The 21,555-nt window shown below is 47.4% G+C and carries 14 protein-coding genes and 1 tRNA gene; 9 read left to right on the forward strand and 6 right to left on the reverse strand.

Translation table 11 applies throughout. The features are described from left to right. Positions 1-146 precede the first annotated feature (146 nt). On the reverse strand, positions 147-1,376 hold the full coding sequence (locus C4F51_RS02275) for a glycoside hydrolase family 88/105 protein (protein WP_193906790.1): 1,230 nt from the start codon (positions 1,374-1,376) through the stop codon (positions 147-149). 805 nt (positions 1,377-2,181) lie between these two features. Between C4F51_RS02275 and C4F51_RS02280 the strand changes: the two genes are divergently transcribed. Then, positions 2,182-5,877, forward strand: a complete 3,696-nt coding sequence (locus C4F51_RS02280; protein WP_193906791.1) for a family 16 glycoside hydrolase — start codon at positions 2,182-2,184, stop codon at positions 5,875-5,877. Between the two features lie 129 nt (positions 5,878-6,006). Here C4F51_RS02280 and C4F51_RS02285 read toward each other — a convergent pair. The 4 genes from C4F51_RS02285 to tviB form a co-directional block, all read right to left on the reverse strand. After that, positions 6,007-6,083 (reverse strand) — tRNA-Arg (locus tag C4F51_RS02285). A gap of 82 nt (positions 6,084-6,165) precedes the next feature. Then, positions 6,166-7,068: an XrtA system polysaccharide deacetylase gene (locus C4F51_RS02290; RefSeq protein ID WP_193906793.1), complete on the reverse strand. Its 903-nt coding sequence runs from the start codon at positions 7,066-7,068 to the stop codon at positions 6,166-6,168. A gap of 12 nt (positions 7,069-7,080) precedes the next feature. Next, complete coding sequence (locus C4F51_RS02295) at positions 7,081-8,088, reverse strand: NAD-dependent epimerase (RefSeq protein WP_193906795.1); 1,008 nt, start codon at positions 8,086-8,088, stop codon at positions 7,081-7,083. A 30-nt stretch (positions 8,089-8,118) separates the two neighbouring features. Next, complete coding sequence (gene tviB / locus C4F51_RS02300) at positions 8,119-9,393, reverse strand: Vi polysaccharide biosynthesis UDP-N-acetylglucosamine C-6 dehydrogenase TviB (RefSeq protein ID WP_193906797.1); 1,275 nt, start codon at positions 9,391-9,393, stop codon at positions 8,119-8,121. A gap of 236 nt (positions 9,394-9,629) precedes the next feature. On the opposite strand from tviB, the gene C4F51_RS02305 reads away from it, so the two are divergent. The 8 genes from C4F51_RS02305 to C4F51_RS02340 all read left to right on the forward strand — a co-directional run bounded on the left by C4F51_RS02305 (position 9,630) and on the right by C4F51_RS02340 (position 20,621). Next, positions 9,630-11,048 (forward strand): TIGR03013 family XrtA/PEP-CTERM system glycosyltransferase, encoded by a 1,419-nt coding sequence (locus C4F51_RS02305; RefSeq protein ID WP_193906799.1) that lies wholly within the window; start codon positions 9,630-9,632, stop codon positions 11,046-11,048. A 138-nt stretch (positions 11,049-11,186) separates the two neighbouring features. Continuing rightward, positions 11,187-11,720 carry an XrtA/PEP-CTERM system exopolysaccharide export protein gene (locus tag C4F51_RS02310; protein WP_193912286.1) on the forward strand — a complete coding sequence of 178 codons (534 nt, stop codon included), beginning with the start codon at positions 11,187-11,189 and terminating at the stop codon, positions 11,718-11,720. A gap of 18 nt (positions 11,721-11,738) precedes the next feature. Beyond that, entirely contained in the window at positions 11,739-13,253 is a 1,515-nt protein-coding gene (locus C4F51_RS02315; protein WP_193906801.1) for an XrtA system polysaccharide chain length determinant, read from the forward strand. 1 nt (position 13,254) lies between these two features. Further along, positions 13,255-14,001, forward strand: coding sequence for a CpsD/CapB family tyrosine-protein kinase (locus C4F51_RS02320; protein ID WP_235992259.1), 747 nt, complete (start codon positions 13,255-13,257; stop codon positions 13,999-14,001). Positions 14,002-14,033: 32 nt separating this feature from the next. Further along, positions 14,034-15,314, forward strand: a complete 1,281-nt coding sequence (locus tag C4F51_RS02325; protein ID WP_193906803.1) for a porin family protein — start codon at positions 14,034-14,036, stop codon at positions 15,312-15,314. 26 nt (positions 15,315-15,340) lie between these two features. Next, positions 15,341-17,965, forward strand: coding sequence for a tetratricopeptide repeat protein (locus tag C4F51_RS02330; protein ID WP_193906805.1), 2,625 nt, complete (start codon positions 15,341-15,343; stop codon positions 17,963-17,965). A gap of 73 nt (positions 17,966-18,038) precedes the next feature. Further along, positions 18,039-19,061 carry a GNAT family N-acetyltransferase gene (locus tag C4F51_RS02335; RefSeq protein ID WP_193906807.1) on the forward strand — a complete coding sequence of 341 codons (1,023 nt, stop codon included), beginning with the start codon at positions 18,039-18,041 and terminating at the stop codon, positions 19,059-19,061. Between the two features lie 27 nt (positions 19,062-19,088). After that, the gene (locus C4F51_RS02340) at positions 19,089-20,621 is read left to right on the forward strand and encodes an MATE family efflux transporter (RefSeq protein ID WP_193906809.1); all 1,533 of its coding nucleotides are present in this window, start codon (positions 19,089-19,091) and stop codon (positions 20,619-20,621) included. Positions 20,622-20,625: 4 nt separating this feature from the next. Here the strand turns inward: C4F51_RS02340 and C4F51_RS02345 are convergent, their stop codons facing one another. Continuing rightward, positions 20,626-21,552 carry a ParB N-terminal domain-containing protein gene (locus tag C4F51_RS02345; protein WP_193906811.1) on the reverse strand — a complete coding sequence of 309 codons (927 nt, stop codon included), beginning with the start codon at positions 21,550-21,552 and terminating at the stop codon, positions 20,626-20,628. Positions 21,553-21,555 lie beyond the last annotated feature (3 nt).

The following is a 21,555-nucleotide window of genomic DNA, read 5'->3' on the forward strand; positions in this document are numbered from 1 at the left end:
GCTATTGAAGATTATAGGCCGGTTATAGCTATTGCTTTGTAGTAATCGTTAAATTCGATACTGGCAGCGTTGCTGATTTCAATACAGGTTGGAGTAATTAATGCTGCTGTCAGCGCACCTGACGTAGTCAGGTGCGCTTAACGGATTTATCTATCCAGTTCTATGCTTGCCAGAATAAACGGGCCGACGCCATGAGGGTCGTTGGTGCGGATGGCTTCTTCCACATAATATTGAAATGTTCCCGGGCGATAAGGTTTGTTGCCCAGCCCTGTGCCACCTACGGTGTGGGTAAGGTAAATTTCATTGTTTGCCGGATCAATCTCGATATAACCCTTGATGATGCCGTCATAGGCTTTGTTGGCTACATTCAGGTATTGCCCGGGCAAATAACCAAGGCGAACGCCTTTAGCCATTGCATAAGCAAACATGGCTGTGCCTGAAGACTCCAGATAATTTCCATAGCGATCTCCTTTGTCGGTGACTTGATACCAAAGGCCACTTTCATGCTGAGTGCGCTGCAAGGCATCAGACAAACGGTTCAGAATTTTAACCAGATCGTCATGGTTTTTATGATCCTTCGGGAAAACTTCCAGCGTGTCAACCAATGCCATGGCATACCAGCCCAGCGCTCGCGACCATACATAAGGAGACAATCCGGTTTCCTTGTTTGCCCATTGTTGTAAGCGGCTCTCATCCCATGCATGCAACAATAATCCCGTTTCCGGAACACGGGTTTTTTGCTCAATCAAAATAAATTGATGGGCTATATCAGAAAATACCGCATCCGGTTCATTAAAATGCGCAGCGTGCATAGCCCAGTAAGTGGTTCCCATATAGAGGCCGTCCAGCCACATTTGATAAGGGTAGATGCGCTTATGCCAAAGACCATTGCTACGTGTGCGAGGTTGCCATTCGAGGTGATTACGTAAAGTTTTCATCGCTTTTAAATAGCGGTCGTCCTGATATTTTTCGTGTAGCAGAAATAGCAGTTTTCCGTTGTTGATATGATCAAGGCTGAAATTTTCGGTTTCATAATTTTTTATATTGCCCTCTTTGTCCACCATTTGATCAACATACTGTTTGCCATAGGCAAGGTAACGATCATCTCCGGTTTTTAAATATAGTTTTTGAAAGGAATATAAAACCAAACCGTAGGTGTAATCCCACTTGGGGGATGCTAATAACTTGTAGTGCATCATTTGCCAGGCTTGGGGACTCTGTTGCATTACCGTTAAAGCCATGCGCTCTGACCACTTTTTGTCAGTGGGTATTTTTTGAGTGCGAACCTCATCTGCAGCCAATAAGCTACTGCTTAGGGTTATTCCGACAAGTAAAGCCAGCCATCTTGTTCCCTTTGAAATATTTTTTATGGTCATAAATTTTCCTTTAATGGATTTTTCCATTTTTATCGACAGTAAATAGAGTCGTTATTGTTATAAAACCAGATTGTTCAGTGTCTCCTGCGGGAGCAAAATCATAGATTGTAGATGTCGGGAAAGGAGCGTGTTTTGACTAAACTGAAAAAACTACAGGTTGTCAGGTACTTTTCAACGAAATAGCAGAGGAGAAAAATTAATAAAAAAAATAGAAAGATCAGCATATTCAATTTCCTTTTATGACTGTTGTGTGCTGACCGAATGTGCCGAATTGATCTTTTATAAAATTTATGGCGAGCATTATTGTATCAGGCAGTTTTTATTGTCAATGTCGGTTCACTGCATCAGTGGGGGCGTCAATAAAAGCCGGCAGTAAGGGAAGTTCACCGATGGTAATGAGGCCGGTACCGCTGAAAATTTGCTAAACTTTTGGCTAAACACGCCTATCCATTACGCAGTGTGAAATCATGAAAAATCGTTACATTCATATCAAAAATTCACTTACCTGCTGCGCGGTTCCCGTTGTCCCGATACCGTGCAATGCAGGCATGTACTTCATCCATCGGGCTTCTGTTATTGCTCGTATGGAGGCAGGCAAGAGCCGCGTCAATCCGATTAAATCGCTTTCAACGGCAAGAGCGGGTGTAGTGGCTTTTCCGTGTACTGTGTAAGTAATCGTTAAACCCGCCTGATTTATCAACAAAAGTATTATGAATACGATTGCAATGGGCGTTTCAGGCATTGCACATGCTATGGCATTGCTCTTAAATCAACTCCCAACTAACTAATAAAAACCGGGGTATGTATGAAGTTTTGGATGGGGTTGGGGTTTTGTGCGGGTGGCATGCTGGCAATGGCGGTAAGTGCCACCGCGGCACCGCCTCTCGCTGATTTGTCATTGGCCAGCGCCGAGGCACGGCCATTGAGTCCGTGGGTGTTCCGGTCGGTGCTGGATGGGCAGCCGCGTATTGTTACGGTGGCGCTGCACCCGGATTTGTATATTGCCTACAACGCTGCCGAAGCGACTTTATTCAAAGCCTGGAAAGGCAGTGTGGAGTTCGATGGGGCGGTGTATACCACGCGTCATGGCCCGCAACCCGCATCAACCGGTTATGCCTTTTATCAGCAGGCAAATCACAACCCGGTCTGGTTAATCCGGCAGGGTAATACAACCCAGGCCGCGCAGGTTAAGTTCGGCGGCTACCGTTTTGTTGATGAACAGGTTATTTTTCAATACACGCTGACAACGGCAGACGGTAAATCCATCAACGTGGAAGAAACGCCGGAATACACGGCACGCAACGGCCAGACCGGCTTGCAACGACGTTTCACCCTTATTGATGTGCCCGACAATATTGAAGTCGGATTAAACACCCGTCTGAGCTCTCTAAACAATGCCAGTGACTTTGCGACCACCGGACAATTTACCGAAACTGCCCGCCATAACGTTGATCACGAAGCGGGTAAAACCTTGGCCATTGACGGTCAGCTATGGCTTAACCGCGATCAAACCACCGAACTGACGGTGTTTTTTCATCCCGGCTTTACTGAACTTGCTCCAACAAAAACGGAGAACAACGCCGGGCCTAAAGACGATATTACTCGCGGCAAACAATTGATCGCCGGTAGCGACTGCCAGGCTTGCCATAACGAAGAGCGGAAAACCGTGGGCCCGGCTTATCAGGAAATTGCCGAACGTTACGATACCGGTGCCGTCACCCGAGCCAACCTGATTCAAAAAATTATCGAGGGTGGCAGCGGTGCCTGGGGAGATATTCCCATGTCGCCACATCCGGATTTAATGCCGGACGATGCCAGCTTGATGGTGAGTTACATATTCTCATTGAAAGCACCCGGTGAAGTTGCCCCGGCAGATCCGTTATTTTTGGGCGTTCCCAGCCGGGCGCTGGATATTAACGACCAGGCAAAAAATCCTGCGGTTAAAGATCAACTTAAACCCGGTTTGGCGGTATCAGCGTTTCACATTGAAGACTTTGTTACGCAAACCTTTTCTCAAATCGCACTTTCCGGTGTTGCTCCCTCATTGCATGTTCATGAGCTGGAAGATCTCGGCGCTATCTCCACCAATGTACGCATGTTGTTCAAAGGTTTTATTGAGGTAGAAAAGGCCGGTAACTATACCCTGCGTTTGATTACCGATGACGGTGGTCGCATGCGCATCAATGATGAGCAGTTAGTTGATCGTTGGCAGCATCAGGGGCCAACACCCACCGATGTGAATGTCGCGCTTAAAGAAGGGTTGAATTCCATTGAAATTGATTACTTTCAGGCCCTCGCCGGAGGCTCCATTTCCTTGCAATGGATAGAGCCGGGTGCCAATCAATTCAGTGTGATATCAGAAAAAAATTTACGGCACCATGCCGGGCAGGTTGCTGACCCCATTCCTTACATCCCACGCCGCGAACTGGTGAAAAGTATTCCCGGTGATAAAAACAAACTAACGTCGGTGCATCCCGCCTTTACGCTGGCATCGGCGCGGCCCTCCTGGTTTGAGCCTATGGTGGGTGGCATGGACTTTTTGCGCGATGGCCGCCTGGCAGTGTGTACGTGGGATAAAGACGGTTCGGTATATATTCTTGACGGCGTACAGGATCGCGCACCCGACGACATTGCCGTTAAACGCATCGCTACGGGTTTAGGTGAATGCCTTGGCTTAAAAGTTGTTGATGGTGAAATTTATGTGATGCAAAAACATGAATTAACCCACCTGGTAGATCACAATGGTGATGACGTTATTGATGAATACCGGACTGTGTCTGACCAGTGGCGGGTATCTTCCAATTTCCATGAATTTGCTTTTGGCCTGGAATATCAGGACGGCTATTTTTACGGTGCTCTGGCAACTGCGATTGAACCCGGCGGTGCCAGCACCAATCCGCAAATTCCTGATCGTGGCAAAGTGGTAAAAATTTCCCGCAAAGATGGCCGTGTGGAATTTATTGCCCATGGCTTGCGCACACCTAACGGCATCGGCAAAGGCGTTAATAAAGAATTGTTTATTGCCGACAACCAGGGAGACTGGTTACCTGCCAGTAAAATTGTTCATGTGCAGCAGGGAGCATTCTATGGTTCGCGCTCGGTGGATTTTGCCGGTACTGAAAATCTGAAAGAAACCTTGCCGGTGGTGTGGTTGCCGCAGGACGAAATCGGTAACTCGCCAAGCCAACCTATTTATATTGACCGTGGTGATTACAAAGGCCAGATGTTACACGGTGAAGTTACACACGGTGGTTTAAAACGGGTCTTTGCTGAAAAAGTGAATGGTAAATATCAGGGTGCGGTATTCCGTTTTACCCAGGGTTTGGAGGCCGGCGTTAATCGTGTGGTCTGGTCGCCGGATGGTAAGAGTTTGTTCATTGGCGGTGTGGGCAACCCCGGTAACTGGGCCGACCAGGGCAAAAACTGGTTTGGTCTGGAAAAGCTGAGTTTTAACAACCAGCAGGCATTTGAAATGTTGCAGGTAAGTGCACGTTCAAATGGTATGGAAATAACCTTCACGCAACCCCTTGAAGAAGGGCGTGGTATTACCGCAGGCGAATATGAAGTACAACAATGGTATTACCAACCCACGGCGGATTACGGCGGAGAAAAGCTGGATTTACGTGCGCTAACTATTTTGTCGGTAAATGTATCCCGCGATCGCAAAAAAGTATTTCTCGAAATGGATGGTATGAAACCTGGCCACCTGGTGTATGTGCGTATCGCAGAACCTTTTGTCAGTGCCAAAGGACAATCCCTGTGGAGCACCGAAGCCTGGTACACGCTGAACGAAATTCCAGCCAACAAACCGGGTTTTAAACGTGTTGTGCAACCTCAACCGGATAACACATTATCTGCTGCCGAGCGTAAAGCCGGCTGGAAATTATTATTCGATGGCAAAACCCTGGACGGCTGGCGCAACTACGGTGCCGAAACCATTGGCAGTGCCTGGAAAATTGTCGATGGCCAAATACATCTCGACCCGTCAGAAATCGACGGTTGGCAAACCGTTGGCGGTGGCGACATCATCACCACAGCGCAATATGAAAATTATGAGCTGGCGCTGGATTGGAAAGTTGCACCCGGTGGCAACAGCGGTTTGATTTACGGCGTCATAGAAGGGGCAGATTATCCTTACACCTGGCATACCGGTACGGAGTATCAACTGCTGGATAATCCGGCGCATCCCGACGGCGTTATTAAAACGCACCGCGCCGGTGACCTGTACGATTTCATTGCCAGCGAGTTTGTGGCGGTCAACGCCGGTGGCGAATGGAACCGCACACGACTGGTAGTTAACCAGGGCAAAGTGCAGCACTGGTTAAACGGCTACCAAGTGGTGGAATACGACCGCAACTCGCCACAATGGCAGGAGATGATCGCCAACAGTAAATTCAAGGATATGCCCGGTTTTGCAAAATCCGCTCGTGGCCACATCGCCTTGCAGGATCACAGTGACCGGGTGTGGTTTAAAAATATCCGCATTCGTGAATTGAAATAACGGCAAGGAGCTTTGCATGCATCGTCAGCGGCTCGACATTTTGTCGGGCCGTTTTTTTGCTGGTCGCATTTGAAGGCGATAGCGTTAATGCCTGGAAGATAACAACCGGAAGGAGATTAAAAAGGAAATTGGCGCACCCGACAGGATTCGAACCTGTGACCAACGGCTTCGGAAGCCGCTACTCTATCCAGCTGAGCTACGGATGCGTGAGAAGGGTAATGCAAGAGGGCGGGATTTTACTTGTCCTGGTTGCCCCCGTCCATGGTCAATTGTGTCTGAAAGCACTTTTCAGTCACTTTTTTTGCCAAGTTCCTGAATATGCAGCTCTTTTTGGATGTTTACCGAACCCAGACTCTGGCTGATAGTGCCGAATTTGAAGTCTTGCAGCATGCGCTCCAGGCGCGGCAGGCATTTGTCGAGGTTGGTGTAGTGTCGGAAGTTACTGAACCAGCTGGCATTGGGTACGCGCGGTTGTTCCGGGTCGATCTCCCAGGGATGCAGGTAAAAAATGCGTGGCATGGTCTGGTTAAGGCTGGCGCGGTCAAATAACCAGCGTGACAGCGCATAAGGGTATTGGCGGAAATAACCGCCACCGGCAGCCGGTATGGCCTGGCCAAATACTTTGGCGGTAGTCAGCGGGAATTCGGTGAGCACTTTGCCGCTGTCGGTAATCAGTCGGTAGGGTTCTTCCGGGCTGCCGGGAATACCGTAGTTGTCGTGGCGGGTAGGGAAGATGCTGGAATCCCACTGAAAGCCCAATTCCGCGAGAATCTCCAGCGCCCACAGAGATTTGCGGGTGATCGAGTAACTGGCAGCGCGGTAACCGAGAATGGCTTCGCCGGTCAGCGCCTCCAGAATATCTTTGGAGCGGGCGGTTTCTTCGCGAAACACTTCCGGCGTCTGGCGGTAGATCAACTGGTGGCTGAAGCCGTGGGAGGCAATTTCATGCCCTTGCTGGTGAATACGTTTCACCAGCGCCGGGTAGCGATCGGCGACCCAGCCGAGAATAAAGAAGGTGATGTGGATGCCGGCATCGTCGAACAGTTGCAGTAACCGGTCGGTGTTGGCTTCAACCCGGGATGGCCATTGATCCCACTCATCCGGTCGGATCACCTGACCAAAAGCGGCTACGTGATAATAGTCTTCCACATCCACCGTCATGGCGTGGGTAATTGCGCTGTCCCGGGTCATGCTATTGCCTCATTAAACCTTGTAGTAGTCGCGATACCATTGCACGAAGTTGGCGATACCGGTTTCTACCGGTGTGGAGGGTTTGTAATCCACGTCTTCGATTAATGCGTCCACATCGGCATAGGTATCGGGCACATCGCCCGGTTGCAACGGCAGCAGATTTTTAACGGCTTTTTTGCCGAGACATTCTTCCAGCACTTCAATGTAGCGCAACAATTCCACCGGGCTGTTACTGCCGATGTTGTAGATGCGATACGGCGATTTTGAAGTGGCCGGGTCCGGCTGGCCGCCATCCCACTGCGGGTTGCCAGGGGCTACGCGATCCAGGGTGCGAATGACGCCTTCAACGATATCGTCGATGTAGGTAAAGTCGCGGCGGTGATGGCCGTAGTTGAAAACATCAATCGGTTCACCGGCGAGAATTTTACGAGTAAAAATAAACAGCGCCATATCCGGGCGGCCCCAGGGGCCATAAACGGTGAAGAAGCGCAAACCGGTGGTAGGAATGTTAAAAAGATGGCTGTAAGTGTGCGCCATCAGTTCGTTGGTTTTTTTACTGGTAGCGTAGAGGCTGACCGGATGGTCTACGTTGTTGTGCACCGAAAAAGGCATGTTGGTGGTTGCGCCGTACACAGAGCTGCTGGAGGCATACACCAGGTGCTCGGTACCAAAGTGGCGGCAGCCTTCCAGAATATTCAGAAAGCCGGTGATGTTGGCATCAATATAAGCTTGAGGGTTGATCAGTGAGTAACGCACGCCGGCCTGGGCAGCGAGGTTGACCACGCGATCCGGGCGGTGATCTTTGAAGACCTGATCAATGGCCGCTTTATCTTCCAGGTTGGCGCGCACGTCGGTGAAGCCTGCCTGGGGCAACAAATGTGCAAGGCGGTCTTTTTTAATTTGCACATCATAGTAGTCGTTAAGATTATCAACACCGATAACTTCGTCGCCACGGGCAAGCAGGCGTTTGGCAAGGGTCGATCCGATAAAGCCGGCGGTGCCGGTGACAAGAACTTTCATAGCGTTTCCCTGATCATTAAGTCGGTTATTTTAAAGACGCGCATCGACGGTGTCTTTCGGCAAAATGTGTTTTACATCATAAAGCACATGTCCCGGTTTGCCGTAGGCGCGAATCTGGTCGGCGCCCAACAGACGAAATTGCTGATGGCCCACACAAATAATGATGGCATCGTAAAAGCCGGCTTGTGGGGCGTCGATCAGCGGCAACTGATATTCTGCTTCTGCTTCTGCTTTGTCAGCCCATGGATCAAACACATGCACGTTGGCGTGGTAGTTTTGCAATTCGCAGATGATGTCGATGACGCGGGTGTTGCGCAAATCCGGACAGTTTTCCTTAAAGGTCAAACCCATAATCAGGATGTTGGAATCTACTACATGGGTTTTGCGTTGCGTCATCATTTTGACTACCGAGTCAGCGACAAAATTACCCATGTTGTCGTTGATGCGGCGTCCGGCCAGAATCACTTCCGGGTTATAGCCAACCTGCTGCGCTTTGTGGGTGAGGTAGTAAGGGTCAACGCTGATGCAGTGACCGCCCACCAGACCCGGACGGAAAGGAAGAAAGTTCCACTTGGTGCCGGCTGCCTCAAGTACTTCGAGTGTGTCGATATCGAGACGTTTGAATATCAAGGCAAGTTCGTTGATCAGGGCGATGTTGATATCGCGCTGGGTGTTTTCGATCACCTTGGCGGCTTCCGCCACTTTGATGCTGCTCGCTTTGTGCGTGCCCACCACGACGATACGGCGATAAAGTTCGTCTACGTAATCAGCCACTTGCGGTGTGGAGCCTGAGGTAATTTTTGTAATGTTGTGGACCCGATGCTCTTTGTCGCCCGGGTTAATTCGTTCCGGGCTGTAACCGGCAAAAAAGTCGACGTTAAATTTCAGGCCGGATACCGATTCGATAATCGGTACGCAAATTTCTTCGGTGCAGCCTGGGTAAACCGTTGACTCAAACACGACGATGCTGTTTTTACCGATCACTTTACCCAGCATGGCGGATGCTTTTTCCAGCGGTGTCAGGTCGGGTTGGCGGCTGCTATTAATAGGTGTCGGAACGGTAACGATATATACGTCACAGTTTTTCAGGTCATCGGGGTTTGCGCTGAACTGCAAGTGTGTAGCTTGCTGTAATTCCTCGGCGTTCAGTTCGAGTGTATGGTCGACATGATTGTGCAGTTCCTGGATGCGCTGCGGGTTGATATCAAAACCGATAGTGTCGATTTTTTTTCCAAATTCGACAGCAAGTGGTAAACCGACATAACCAAGACCAATGATGCTGATGCGGGGATTACTGGCGAACATAATGCATTAATTCCTTTCATGAGCCTGACAGGGTGGGCGCTAAATTAACACATTCTTTGCTGAATTTTTAATACAGTTATATAACTCCTGTCATTATTCCGTTTAATTCGGAATGTTATTCTCTATTCGTCAAAATAACGGCTGCTTTTATCGAAACGGATAAAATAAAACCGCTATAATGCGACCTCATTGTTATTAACATCGTGCTCGATGCAGGCCACAGTAAGGATTTGGGTTTGTCGTATATCCGTATTAATAAACACTTTATACACCTCCCTTATTTATTCCTGGGGATTGTTGAAGCAATACTGTTGATGCTGGCAGCCTGGATTGCCTTGCAGATCAACACATTCATCAACACCGGCGCACTGAGCTGGCACATTGCCACCGAGTATCCCGCCTCGGTTCTGGTGTTCTCGCTGGTGCTGAGTTGTTGCACTTTGTCCATGGGTGTTTACACGTCGATGGTGCAGGAAGGTTTTGCCAGTATGGTGTTGCGCACCCTGGTGAGTTTTTTCCTGTTGGGCAGCTTGTCGCTGTTCATCCTTAACCTGGTTTGGCCGGGCGGTCTTTTTCAGCAGAGCCAGGTTTTCTGGGGCGTTGTTATATCAACACTGATGGTGCTGGTTGCCCGTTGGATTTTCATCAAAGCGGTCGACTTGCGTAACCTCAAGCGCCGGGTAGTCATCTATGGTGCCGGCAGCAAGGCGAAAAATCTGCTGGACGATCTCAAGCCCGAGATGGCGTTGCTGGGTGTCACCATCGTTGGTTGTATTCGCAGCACCAATGAAACCGTGGAAGTTGATCCGGCGCTGGTCGTGGAAGAGCCGACCGACTGGCTCACTTTCGTGCGCGAACGCCAAATTTCCGAAATCGTTATCTCACCCGATGAGCGTCGTCGCGGCAGCGGTGAAGCGTTTCCTTTGCAGCAGTTGCTGGATTGCAAGCTGGCGGGTGTTCCTTCCAGTGAGGCCATCAGTTTTTACGAGCGCGAATTGGGCAAGATCGACATTCAGCTGTTGCGTCCCAGCTGGATGTTGTTTTCCGATGGTTTCCGCTACCCCAAATCCCAGCAGCTGGCCAAGCGATTGTTTGATATCGTATTGGCATCTGCCTTCTTTGCGGTGCTCTGGCCATTTATGCTGTTAACCGCGATTGCGGTGCGTCTCGAAAGCCCCGGTTCGGTGCTTTATCACCAGCAGCGGGTAGGTTTGAATGGCAAGCTGTTCCGTATTTATAAATTTCGCAGCATGCGTCAGGATGCTGAAGTGGGTGGCAAGGCTATCTGGGCTCAGAAAAACGATGCACGGGTTACCCGCGTAGGCGCCTTTATTCGTAACACCCGGCTGGACGAACTTCCCCAGCTTTACAACGTGTTGTCCGGTTCCATGAGCTTTGTGGGGCCGCGTCCCGAGCGTCCGGAGTTTGTCAGTGACCTGTCGGAGCAGATTCCTTTTTATAACATCCGTCACAAGGTCAAGCCCGGTCTGATGGGGTGGGCGCAATTAAAGTACCCTTACGGTGCTTCAGTAGAAGACGCCAAAAACAAACTGCAGTACGATCTGTATTACACCAAAAACCACAGCTTTTTGATGGATATGCTCATCATGATTCAAACCGTGGAAATTATTCTGCTTGGCAAAGGTGTGCACTGATGCGGGCAGGTATTAATAGCGCTGGATTATTGCAAAAGACACTAAAGGAGCTATGACATGAAAATGTCTCCCAACATGCTGGTTATTGGTTTTCTGACGGTTTTCCTGACAGCGTGCGGCAGCACCCGGTCAATTGAAATGCCGACTGTTTCGGACGCACCGGTGGAAGATTACCTGATCGGTGTTGGCGACTCCTTGCACGTTAACGTCTGGCGTAACCCCGAGTTGTCTCTTTCGGTACCGGTAAGGCCGGATGGCAAAATCTCCATGCCATTGGTGGGGGATATCCAGGCCGCTGACCGAACGGCGACGGCGCTGTCGCGTTACATTGAAACCCGCCTGAATGATTACGTGCGTAGCCCGCAGGTAACGGTCATTATCAGCAATCCGGACAGCGTTGACTTTCAGCGTCGTGTGCGGATTACCGGTGCCGTCTCCACGCCCCAATCGTTGCCCTATCGCAGTGGTATGACGGTATTGGATCTGGTATTGCTGGCGGGCGGCACCACCGACTTCGCCTCACTTAACAACGCCAGGCTTTACCGCAAAATAGGCAATGAAATAAAAGTGTATCCCATTCATCTGAATGACCTGATCAACAAAGGCCGTCTGGATACCAACTACAGCTTGCAGCCCTCTGACATCATTACTGTACCAGAGCGAAACTTCTGACCCGACCCGGATTGACTCATGGATAAATCGACCATTAGAGACCTTTTGCTGGCATTTAAAACGGAACTGGTTCGGTTCCGTTTTCCTGTGGTGCTGTTTTTTATATTGATCAGCTTCGCGGTGCTTGCCGTAGGGGTTTTTTGGCCAAAGCATTACACCAGTGGTGCCTTGTTGGTAGCGGATTCCAGCACTATCTATGAACCGCTGTTCAAGGGCCGTGCGCCAGTCACCTCCATTGATCGATCGGAGCAGGCCAGAGAAATTATTTATACCCGTAGCATTCTTGAGTCTGCTGCGCGGCAAGCCGGCTTGCTAAAAGACAGTGCAACCGCTAAAGAGGTCGATCAGGTCGTACGTGACATTCGCTCCGGATTAAGCACCCGTGCTGAAAAAAATAATTATTTTCGTATTACCTATTCCTCCATTCATCCCGACGCTACCTTTGAAACACTGAATGCTGTCGTCAATGTATTTATTGAAGATATCGCCAGAAAAAAGCGTGATGAAAGTCTGGGTGCCTTTAACTTTATTGATGCTCAGGTACAAAGTTATAAAAGGCAGCTTGAACAAGCTGAAGAAAAGTTGAAAATTTTTACCGGGCAGAATACCGATGGTACAGAAGCCAGTGTGACCAATAGAATTGCATCTCTGCGCAATGAAATTGAATCTTTGAAAATTTCAATTGAAGAAAGTAAAACCCGAATTGCTACCGTCCAAACGCAATTGAGTCAGGAAGGGCAGTATCAGCAAGCCAAAGGTCAGATCGATGAGTTACGCCAGCGCCGCCAGGGGCTTGTAACTCAACTGGAAAATCTCCTGTTGCTCTATCAGGAAAACTACCCTGATGTGATTTCCCTGCGTGCGCAGATTTCCGAGTTGGATAATTCCATTGCAACCTTGCAGGCCAGCGGCGAAGTGTTTGGCAATAATGATCGCGTAGAAAATCCTCTCTATGAAGAATTGCGTAAGCAACAGCAAGCAGCCGATCTGGATTTACGGTCGCAACAGCGTCGTATGGAATCGCTGAGTAATTTACTGGAGCAGGAATACGAGCGCGCGCGTCGCGTCGCGGCCAATCGCGCAGAATTGTCCGATCTGACCCGCGATATGAAAGTTATTCAGGATGTTTACGAAGAGATGTTGCAGCGTAAAGAATCGGCGCGTGTCTCCATGACCCTGGATATTGAAGGGCAGGGCACCAGCTACCGCATTCAGGAACCGGCTGCATTTCCTTTGAAACCCTCAGGTTTGTATTTTCTTCACTTCGCTATATTGGGGCCTATCCTTGGGTTGCTGGCTTCTTTAGGGCTTTTGATTGTTTACGTGTTGCTTGATCCGCATATTCGTTCGGCCCGAGCCTTGCAACAATCCTTACCCGAAGGCATGGATGTGATTGGTTCCATACCGCATTACAACACTCCGTTGGGTGAGCGCTTGTTACGTAAAGATATTATTGGGTTGCTGCTGTTAAGCATAATCGCTATTGCGGCCTATGCAGGTTTTGCTGTGTATTGGCAGTTTCTAAGAGGCTAGGATGATGACAGATCAAGACAACGATATTCTGCCGGAATCACAAGCGTCTGAAGACGTTCGCCTGCCGGCACAGAATCAAATCAGAAAAATGCGTAATACCGCCTTTTGGACGCACGAAGAACTTTACGAGCGCAAAGTAGTATTTGCCGGTATGCGCCAGCGTGATGTGCTGAATGCTTTCCGTGAAGTGCGCATTCGTCTGTTGCAAAAAAGCCAATCCGACAATATTGTGGTGCTGGTGTCTTCAGTTGCAGATTCAGGCGGTTCCAGTTTTTTTGCGTTCAATCTTGCAGCAACCTTTGCGCTTGATCAGCACAAAACGGCGTTATACGTGGACTGTAATCCCTATGATTCAGCAGCAGAACGCTACAGCGTTATGCCGATTGACAAGGGTTTAACGCAATACCTCACCGATTACACGGTACCGCTGCAAAAAATTATCTATCCCAGTGGTGTAGAGCGCTTGCGTATTATTCCATCGGGTGGGTCCAGTGAATCTGCCGCCGAATTTTTTAACTCCAATAGAATGGCGACGCTGGTGTCGGAAATCAAGTCTCGGTATCCGGATCGTTTCATCGTTCTCGACGCGCCTTCCGTTCAGCATTCAACCGAGGCGCGGATTCTCGCTCGCTATTGTGATCACGCATTGATCGTGGTGCCCTTTGGTAAAAATGTAACAGACGACGTGCTGGCAGCCGTGGATGCGGTAGGTAGAGATCGCTTCTCCGGCTTTGTGTTTAATCATTAATAACTATTTCAAGCAAGAAAGGGAGGTGCGCATTGAAGAAGACTATGCTGGCAGCATACTGCGGATCTTTGTTGATTGCTCTTCCGGCTCAGGCGTTGACCCGTCACGTTGATGCTTTTGTCGATCTTTCTACCGAATATACCGATAACGCCAATAAAACCGATCTCGACCCTGTCAGTGAACGACAGGATCGAATTTCATTAGGCGGGAAAGGCGTTTATCAAAATCCGCTGCTGGATTTTACTGCTGACTATATATTGTCAGAATACCGCTACAGTGAAGACTCCCAGCCTGATCGCAATATGCTCGAAGGGCAGTCAACGCTGTATCTCGGCAAAAACAGCAAGCTGCTCAATCTTACCGTCATGCACACTCGTAAAGGTGTATTAGGCGCACCTGAACAGCTGGATTTGGTGCGCAATTACGATGAACGTGAAATAGTTTCTATCTATCCGGGTGTGCAATATCTGTTAACGCCGGTAGATATGATTTTTGGTTACGGCATTTATACGGATACCAATTATCGTCGCAACAATGCGCGTGACTCCCGTCAGGAAGGCGCGGCCCTTGGCTGGATGCACAAGTTTTCTGACATAGATTCCTTCTCTGTCAATGTATCCAGCGCAGAGATCACTTTTCCTGCTGCAAAAGATCGAAGTTATCGGCAGGATAACGCCATGCTCAGTTATACCTCGGCATTGCGCAATCTCAGTTATACCGTCGGTGTCGGCTACAACTGGAGTGAGATAGATTCCACCCGGGATTACTCCAGCCCTTCCTATCAAGCTGACATTACCTATAAAAATGATACGTCCGGTATTCGGTTGTATGCAGACCGGATGATCACCAACACCTCCATGGGGGATGGGCACCGGTTTGACCCGGGTAATATTGATCGTGGTGATGTTGGCTCATCTGAAATCGACCAAATGGATAGAAAAAATATCGACCTGCAGCTTTATTCCAATTTATTTTGCAATGTTTGTACGGTCAACCTCGGCTTTCGTTGGCGGAACGATGATTACCTGGATTTATCAGAAGATAATACTGAGACAGGTGTCTCTCTGGGATTCTCTTACGCAATTTCACCGAGAACCAAAGCTACGCTGCAATTTAGCAAACGTAAGCAGGATTTTTCAGGTGGATCGCGGTTACCTTTTGATTCGGATAGGCAGGCATTTATTATCTCGCGTGATTTTCATAGAGATATCAGCGTACGTTTATATGTGGAACAGGAAAAACGCGTTTCAGACGATAGCTTCAACAATTACGATGAGTTGGCTTCCGGTATTGGTGTCCGGTTCAATTTTTAAAAATTCTCACATGGCTCATGGGGTCTATGATGCGTAAATCGGCATTTTTACTATCTTTGGTAATTGCTCTTACTGCTTGCGATAATAATGGCCAGGATGTACAGGCCGAAGTGAATCGTTACGAGCGATCGGCCACCGCTTACCAGCAGCAGGGGCAGTACCGTGCTGCTATTCTCGAAGCCCGAAATGCCATTCAACTGCAGCCAGGCAATTCGGCTGGTTATATTTTACTAGCCAATATTTACAACAAAATTGGCGTATACGCATCCACTCGAAATTTACTGGAACCTCTGCTGGAAAAACACCCCGAGGTTTTTGTAGAGTTGGCCGAAGCCTACGTTGAAGGAAGAAAATTCCGCTCTGCTATCAATCTTTTAAATTCAGGAAACATTCGAAATCTGAATGAAAACGAACAACGCCGTGCCTACGGTATACAGGCACGGGCTTATATTGCGCTGGGTGATGTCGAAGGTTTTCAAAAAACACTCGAAAAGGTTAAGGCAATTCCCGGCAGCGAAGGACAATCTGCCTATTTGAGTGCAGAGTTCTTTATGGCTCAAGGCAATCGGGAAAAAGCTGCAGAGACCTTGAAGGCTGCATTACAAACCGGGCCTGATCATTTACGCAGTCTGATTCTGGCTGGTCAGATTGAATTTATGGAAAACCATCTGGATGCTGCCGAGGCGCATTTAACGCGCGCACTTACGCTCACTGCTAATGGGGATGTGTTAACCGCCGAGCGAGCCACGATTCTTGATTATTTAACTCAGGTATTGATCCAGCAGGGCAGAACCAGTGAGGCCTATGCTTATCAACGATTATTGGCTGACTCCAATAACGAAGGTGAGTTGTTAAGAAAGAAATATGCGGATGCCCTGGAGTTGTATCAACAAGGAAAACTGGAAGAATCTGCCAAATTATTACAGGAAATTCGCTCGTTAAGCCCTACGCATACCAGTGCCGGAACCTTGTTAGGGCTCATCCAATATCAGCAAGGCGACAATGAAGAAGCTGTGGAGCTCTTCAATCAGTACCTTGACACAGAAACCGCCAGCTCTTCATTGATTCAAGCGGCGGCTATGGCAAAGTACCAAAGCAACAACAATATTCAGGATGCTATTGGTTTGCTGCGTGATGCCGCCAATCGCCAGCCCGAAGACGCCAATATCCAGGCCAGTTTGGGATTAGCTTTATTGGAAGCTGATCCGGTCAGCCAGCAAGGTGCTGATGCTATTGAAAAAAGCCTCTCTTTGAATCCGGCGCAACAACGCTTGCGACTGGCTTTGGCTAAACGTCAAATGACACTGGGCGATAAAGAGGGAGCTATAGGCCAGTTGGAAACGGCCTATAAAACCCAGCCTGAAGATCTCGCTGTGCAACAAACCTATTTGAGCACACTGCTGGCAGAAGGCAGAGAGAATCGGGTTGATCAGGAAATTCAGGCATTCAAAAAGCAGTACCCTGACAATGTGCGGGGCGCCTTCCTTGAAGGCTGGTTCCGGCTTCACCAAAAAAAATATGCCGAAGCTCGATCGTTATTCGGTAAAACGCTGAAAAATCCGGACAGCCCGGATCGTGCAATTGCTTATATGGGGTTGGCGCAAACCTGGGAGCGTGAAAACCAATGGGCAAAAGCTGCTGAGGTCTGGTCGGAAGCGTTGACTGATATGCCTGGTCAGATTGAGGGCTATTCACAATGGATGAATGCGCTGGAAAAGTCCGGCAACTCGCAACAAGCGATTCCTTTTCTAACCAAGCTTGAAGAAAAAGGCGCGTGGCAAACTTCGGTTATGCTTTCCCAGCTCACCTTTAACGACGGTAATATTGAAAAAGCCATTGAGCATATCCAGTTAGCATTGGAGAAAAGTGAGCATGCCGGTTTTGTCAGAAATATCGCTGCTGATCTTTATAATCGTTTAGCGATCCGTGACCGCTCCCAAGGGAAAATCCCCGAAGCCAAGATCAGCTTTTTGAAAGCGTTGGAATATAATCCATCCAATATTAATTATTTGGCTAACCTCGTAGACACAGAGCTGTTTACCAACAACGCTCAGGAAGCAAATCGCCTGCTTGATGCCTTTAAACCACAGGAAGAAGATAAAGCGGCCTGGCACTATTTAAAGGGGCTTATTCATCGTGCAGCAGAAGAAACCGGTCCATCGTTAGAAGCGTTTCAGACTTCATGGGCAGTAAAGCCGACTGAAAGTGCCGCAGAAGCTATCTTCTCTGCCCATCAGGCAGCAGGCAATACAGCTGGCAGAGACGAATGGCTGAATGAATGGCTGAATAAACTGCCGAATAGTGCCAAGGCTACTCTGGTTAAAGCCATGCAATATCAACAGGCCGGTAATCTGAAAGAGGCGGAAGTCTGGTATCAGCGCAGTATAGAAATTTCGGCAGATTCGGTCATTGCATTTAATAATCTTGCCTGGATCTACCATGAGCAAAAGGACAAGCGGGCACTTGAGTATGCCAAACGTGCATACGATCTTGCTCCGCAAAGTCCCGTGATTCTTGATACCTACGGTTGGATGTTGGTGAATGCAGGTAGTGTCAAGGAGGGGGTGGCGTATCTTGAGCAAGCCGAAAAAATTGCTCCCGATAATGCTGATGTTAAAGAACATCTTCAGAAAGCCCGGCAACAGTTGTAATTGTGAACAGAGGAAAAAGAAAAAGACGAATAAATAACTCGGGCATGGCTTTTGTGGGTAACGCATAGTGTCGATGCCTGATTCTTCTGCCCGTGTGGATGAAATAAAATCCTCTCCGAAAATAGACAGTTTTTTTCGAAGTGAAGCCTGGTTGGAAGCCTGGATTGACACCTATGGGAAAGATCCTCGTATTACCTTGATCGACCCCTTTGGTCGTAACAACCCACGGGAAATTTTTTACCGTATTAAATCTCCCGTGCGCAAGTGGTTATCCTTTCAAGCGATTGCTTTGGCCGGTACTGCCATTCACCCACTCTCCGCTCCACGCTCTGAATACAATTATGTGGGTGATTTTTTATGTGATGAAGAGCTATTTTCGGCGTTGGGTAATTCATCCTGGTCACAAATTGTTTTTAAAGATATGGCAAAGTGGGCTGCTGAGAATATAGAGTTACTGGCTGCTAAAACTGGTTGGTCCTTGCATTCCAATCCGCAGGAGGTGACCTATTACGTCAGTGCTGCTGATGTCAGTGTCTACAAGGCGTCCTTAGCTGCGTCGACACGGGCCCGGTATTTTAACCGCCGTGAGCGTCTGAAAAATTCAGGAGAACTTGAATTCAGGGAGTACGATATTAGGGATGCCGATGCATTTTTTGATGTGTTGGACAGTTTTCACTGTATACGATGGGGGCAACCCTGTTATACCTCGGTCAGTAGAAGTTTTCTGAAAAATTTCATGCAGCGATTTGTCTCAACAGGGGCGATCTTGATGCAAGCCATGTTGTTGAATGGGAAGCCAATTTCCGTGCTTTATGATGTCCTCTACAAAGGTCGTCGTTATAACCTCCAATCCGGCTTTTCCGAACATGCGTTAAAAGGTATTTCACCGGGTGCTTTACATATGGGTTACGCCATCGAGACGGCTATAGAGTCCGGACAAGAATATGATTTTTTAGCCGGGAGTGGAAAAAATCAAAACTACAAAGCGGGCATAGCCAATCGGCAGGAAATTATACAGACAGTAACGGTAGAAAAATCAAACGTTAAAATCATGCGAGGCCTAAAGCAATTCGTATCGGCTTTGAATAAAGGCTGATCGTAGCAACTCATTTGGATCCACATTGTGTCATCAAAAACCTTATTGATTTTTAAAAGTTCAGGATTTCGCGTATTAAATACGCTAGTAGGCGTGGCGATAGGCATTCTGATGATGCCATTTTTGATTAATACATTAGGCCAGGAGTTGTACGGCCTATGGATTGTCATCGGCAGTATTGTAGGCACTTATTACTTGCTGGATCTTGGGTTTAATCAAGCAGTAACCCGTTATGTATCCAAATATATTCATCAAAACAATCCGGAGGCTGCCAACCGGATTATTAATACTGCATTAATAATTTATAGTGTGCTGGGCATCGTTGTGTTGGTTATTTCCATTGTTGCTGCGCAATATGGCGCAGAAAAACTAATGGATAATACTGACAATCTTGATGTCGTTAAAATGATACTGATTGTTACCGGTTTATCTCTGGCCATAGAGTTTCCAGCCAAAGCGTTTCCAGGAATCCTTAGTGCATATATGCGATATGACTTTATCGCTTTGGTGAAACTTGGGAAAAGCGTCCTTGACGCTGTTTTGATTTATCTGTTTTTATCAAATGGATATGGGCTGGTTGCGATGGCTCTAATCATGATGATAACGGGATTGGTAAGTACAGCAATATATGTAAGATTTACAACCAGCCTATTTAAAGAGCTTGAATTCAGAAAATCTTCTATAGATGCGGCTACTTTGAAAGATGTATTTCACTTTAGCAAGTGGGTGTTTCTATTAGATATAAACACCATGCTCAGAAATAAAATGGACATCTGGTTTATTGCCTTCTATCAGTTTAGTGGGATTCTGACAGCCTATTATGTGGCAGTAAGATTAGTCGAATATGCAATAACATTTCTGACTCAGGCGACCGGGTTTAGTGGCCCAATTTTCACCGAATATTATGCCAAAGGTGCGCATCAGGAATTGAAGTCCAGTATTTCTTTTTTTATTAAAGTAAACCTTCTCCTGGCGGTAACATTTTATGTTGGGTTTCTTCTATTAGGCTATAGCTTTATCAAATTGTGGATGGGGGCAAGTTTTCAGGTTGAAGATACTTTTATTTGCCTTCTTATTCTTGCAGTAGGACGTTTTTCAGTTTATTGCGCTGCTCCTTTTCAAAGCTTATTGCTGACGCTGAATAAACACAATGTAGGATCTGTTATTTCTTTAATGGAGACCGCTATCATTGGAGTTTTACTGACTGTCCTTGTTCCAAAATTTGGAATCATTGGTGCATCAATAAGTATATCGGCTCCTCTTGTTGTGGGTCGTCTATTAATTACTCCTTTGTACATACAAAGCCTTATTAATATCGACTTACAGCACTTAATTTGTCGCATTACCATATTTCTTGCGGTAGCAGCTTTATTTGCATTTTCATTGCATTGGGTAATGCCAGATTGGCGCTCACTGTCAATATGGCAGTTAGTAATGAGCGCAAGTATTTTGTCGGTAGGTCAACTTATCATTGGTTTTCTGCTGTTTAATTCATCAGAGCGCCTTGTTATTAAAGATAAAATCATAGATCGCGTTTTTAAAAAATTACTAAGAAATTGATTTTCTAGCAATCTGATGTATTCCACCTTTGAGAAACCTGGGGAAGTTCACCATGAAATATTATGTCAAACGTTCTTAGTGCTTCATCGCGTGTGAATGACCCGTTACAAACACCGGGCCAAAAATCTACGTCATCACGATTGATGACTTGTAGTACTCGTACGGGGGCTGTTTTATATCCGAATGCGCAAATTGCTGCAGCTCGGTGTTCTCCTCCAACAACTTGCCAGCGCCAGTCATCTTTTTTTTGCAATATTACAGCTCTGATATCGCCATCGTGTCCATTATGCCGACGGAAACCATTGGCTTGCATAGAATTTAAGAGTTTTGTAAACCGTTGTATTTCGATGTCAAGCTTAGTAGCTGATATGGGGCCCCAAAAATGCCAACCATCTTCTATAGATAGCCGATGCCCCAATGCTTTATTTTCTTCGAGTGCTGTGCTTTCACGAATCGTTTTTAATTGATCGGGAGTTCTTGAAGACCAAGGCATCGTTAATGCCCATGGAGAAAATTTCTGCAAAGGAGAGTTGCTAGTAGAAGGAAGTCCTATCCAATCTGCCGCCGATGATGGTTGGACGCAAGAGTAATAATGACTGAGCGTTTCTCTTAAGGAACTGGATTGGTCTGACGAATTAATAGCTTCGTAAATGGAATATACAAAAGGGTGGGTCGTCTTTTGAAGAGGGTAGATCAGAAGCCCCCTACCTTTAGCTATATCAACATCTATTAAAGAAGGTACAGCTGTCCCATGATAGAGAATGGAAATAGGATGAGAAAATTGTCCTCTCATGTCATGAATTTTTTCATGGTGAATCTTTTCTATGGAATAACCAATTTTTTTTAAAAATCGGTTACAAATGGAGTGTAAAGATGTTCCGGATTTAAGCACTGTATTATCGTCTCCATCGAATAAATTTATCAATTTCATTGT

Origin of the sequence: Cellvibrio polysaccharolyticus, assembly GCF_015182315.1 — a bacterium.
GTDB classification, from domain to species: domain Bacteria; phylum Pseudomonadota; class Gammaproteobacteria; order Pseudomonadales; family Cellvibrionaceae; genus Cellvibrio; species Cellvibrio polysaccharolyticus.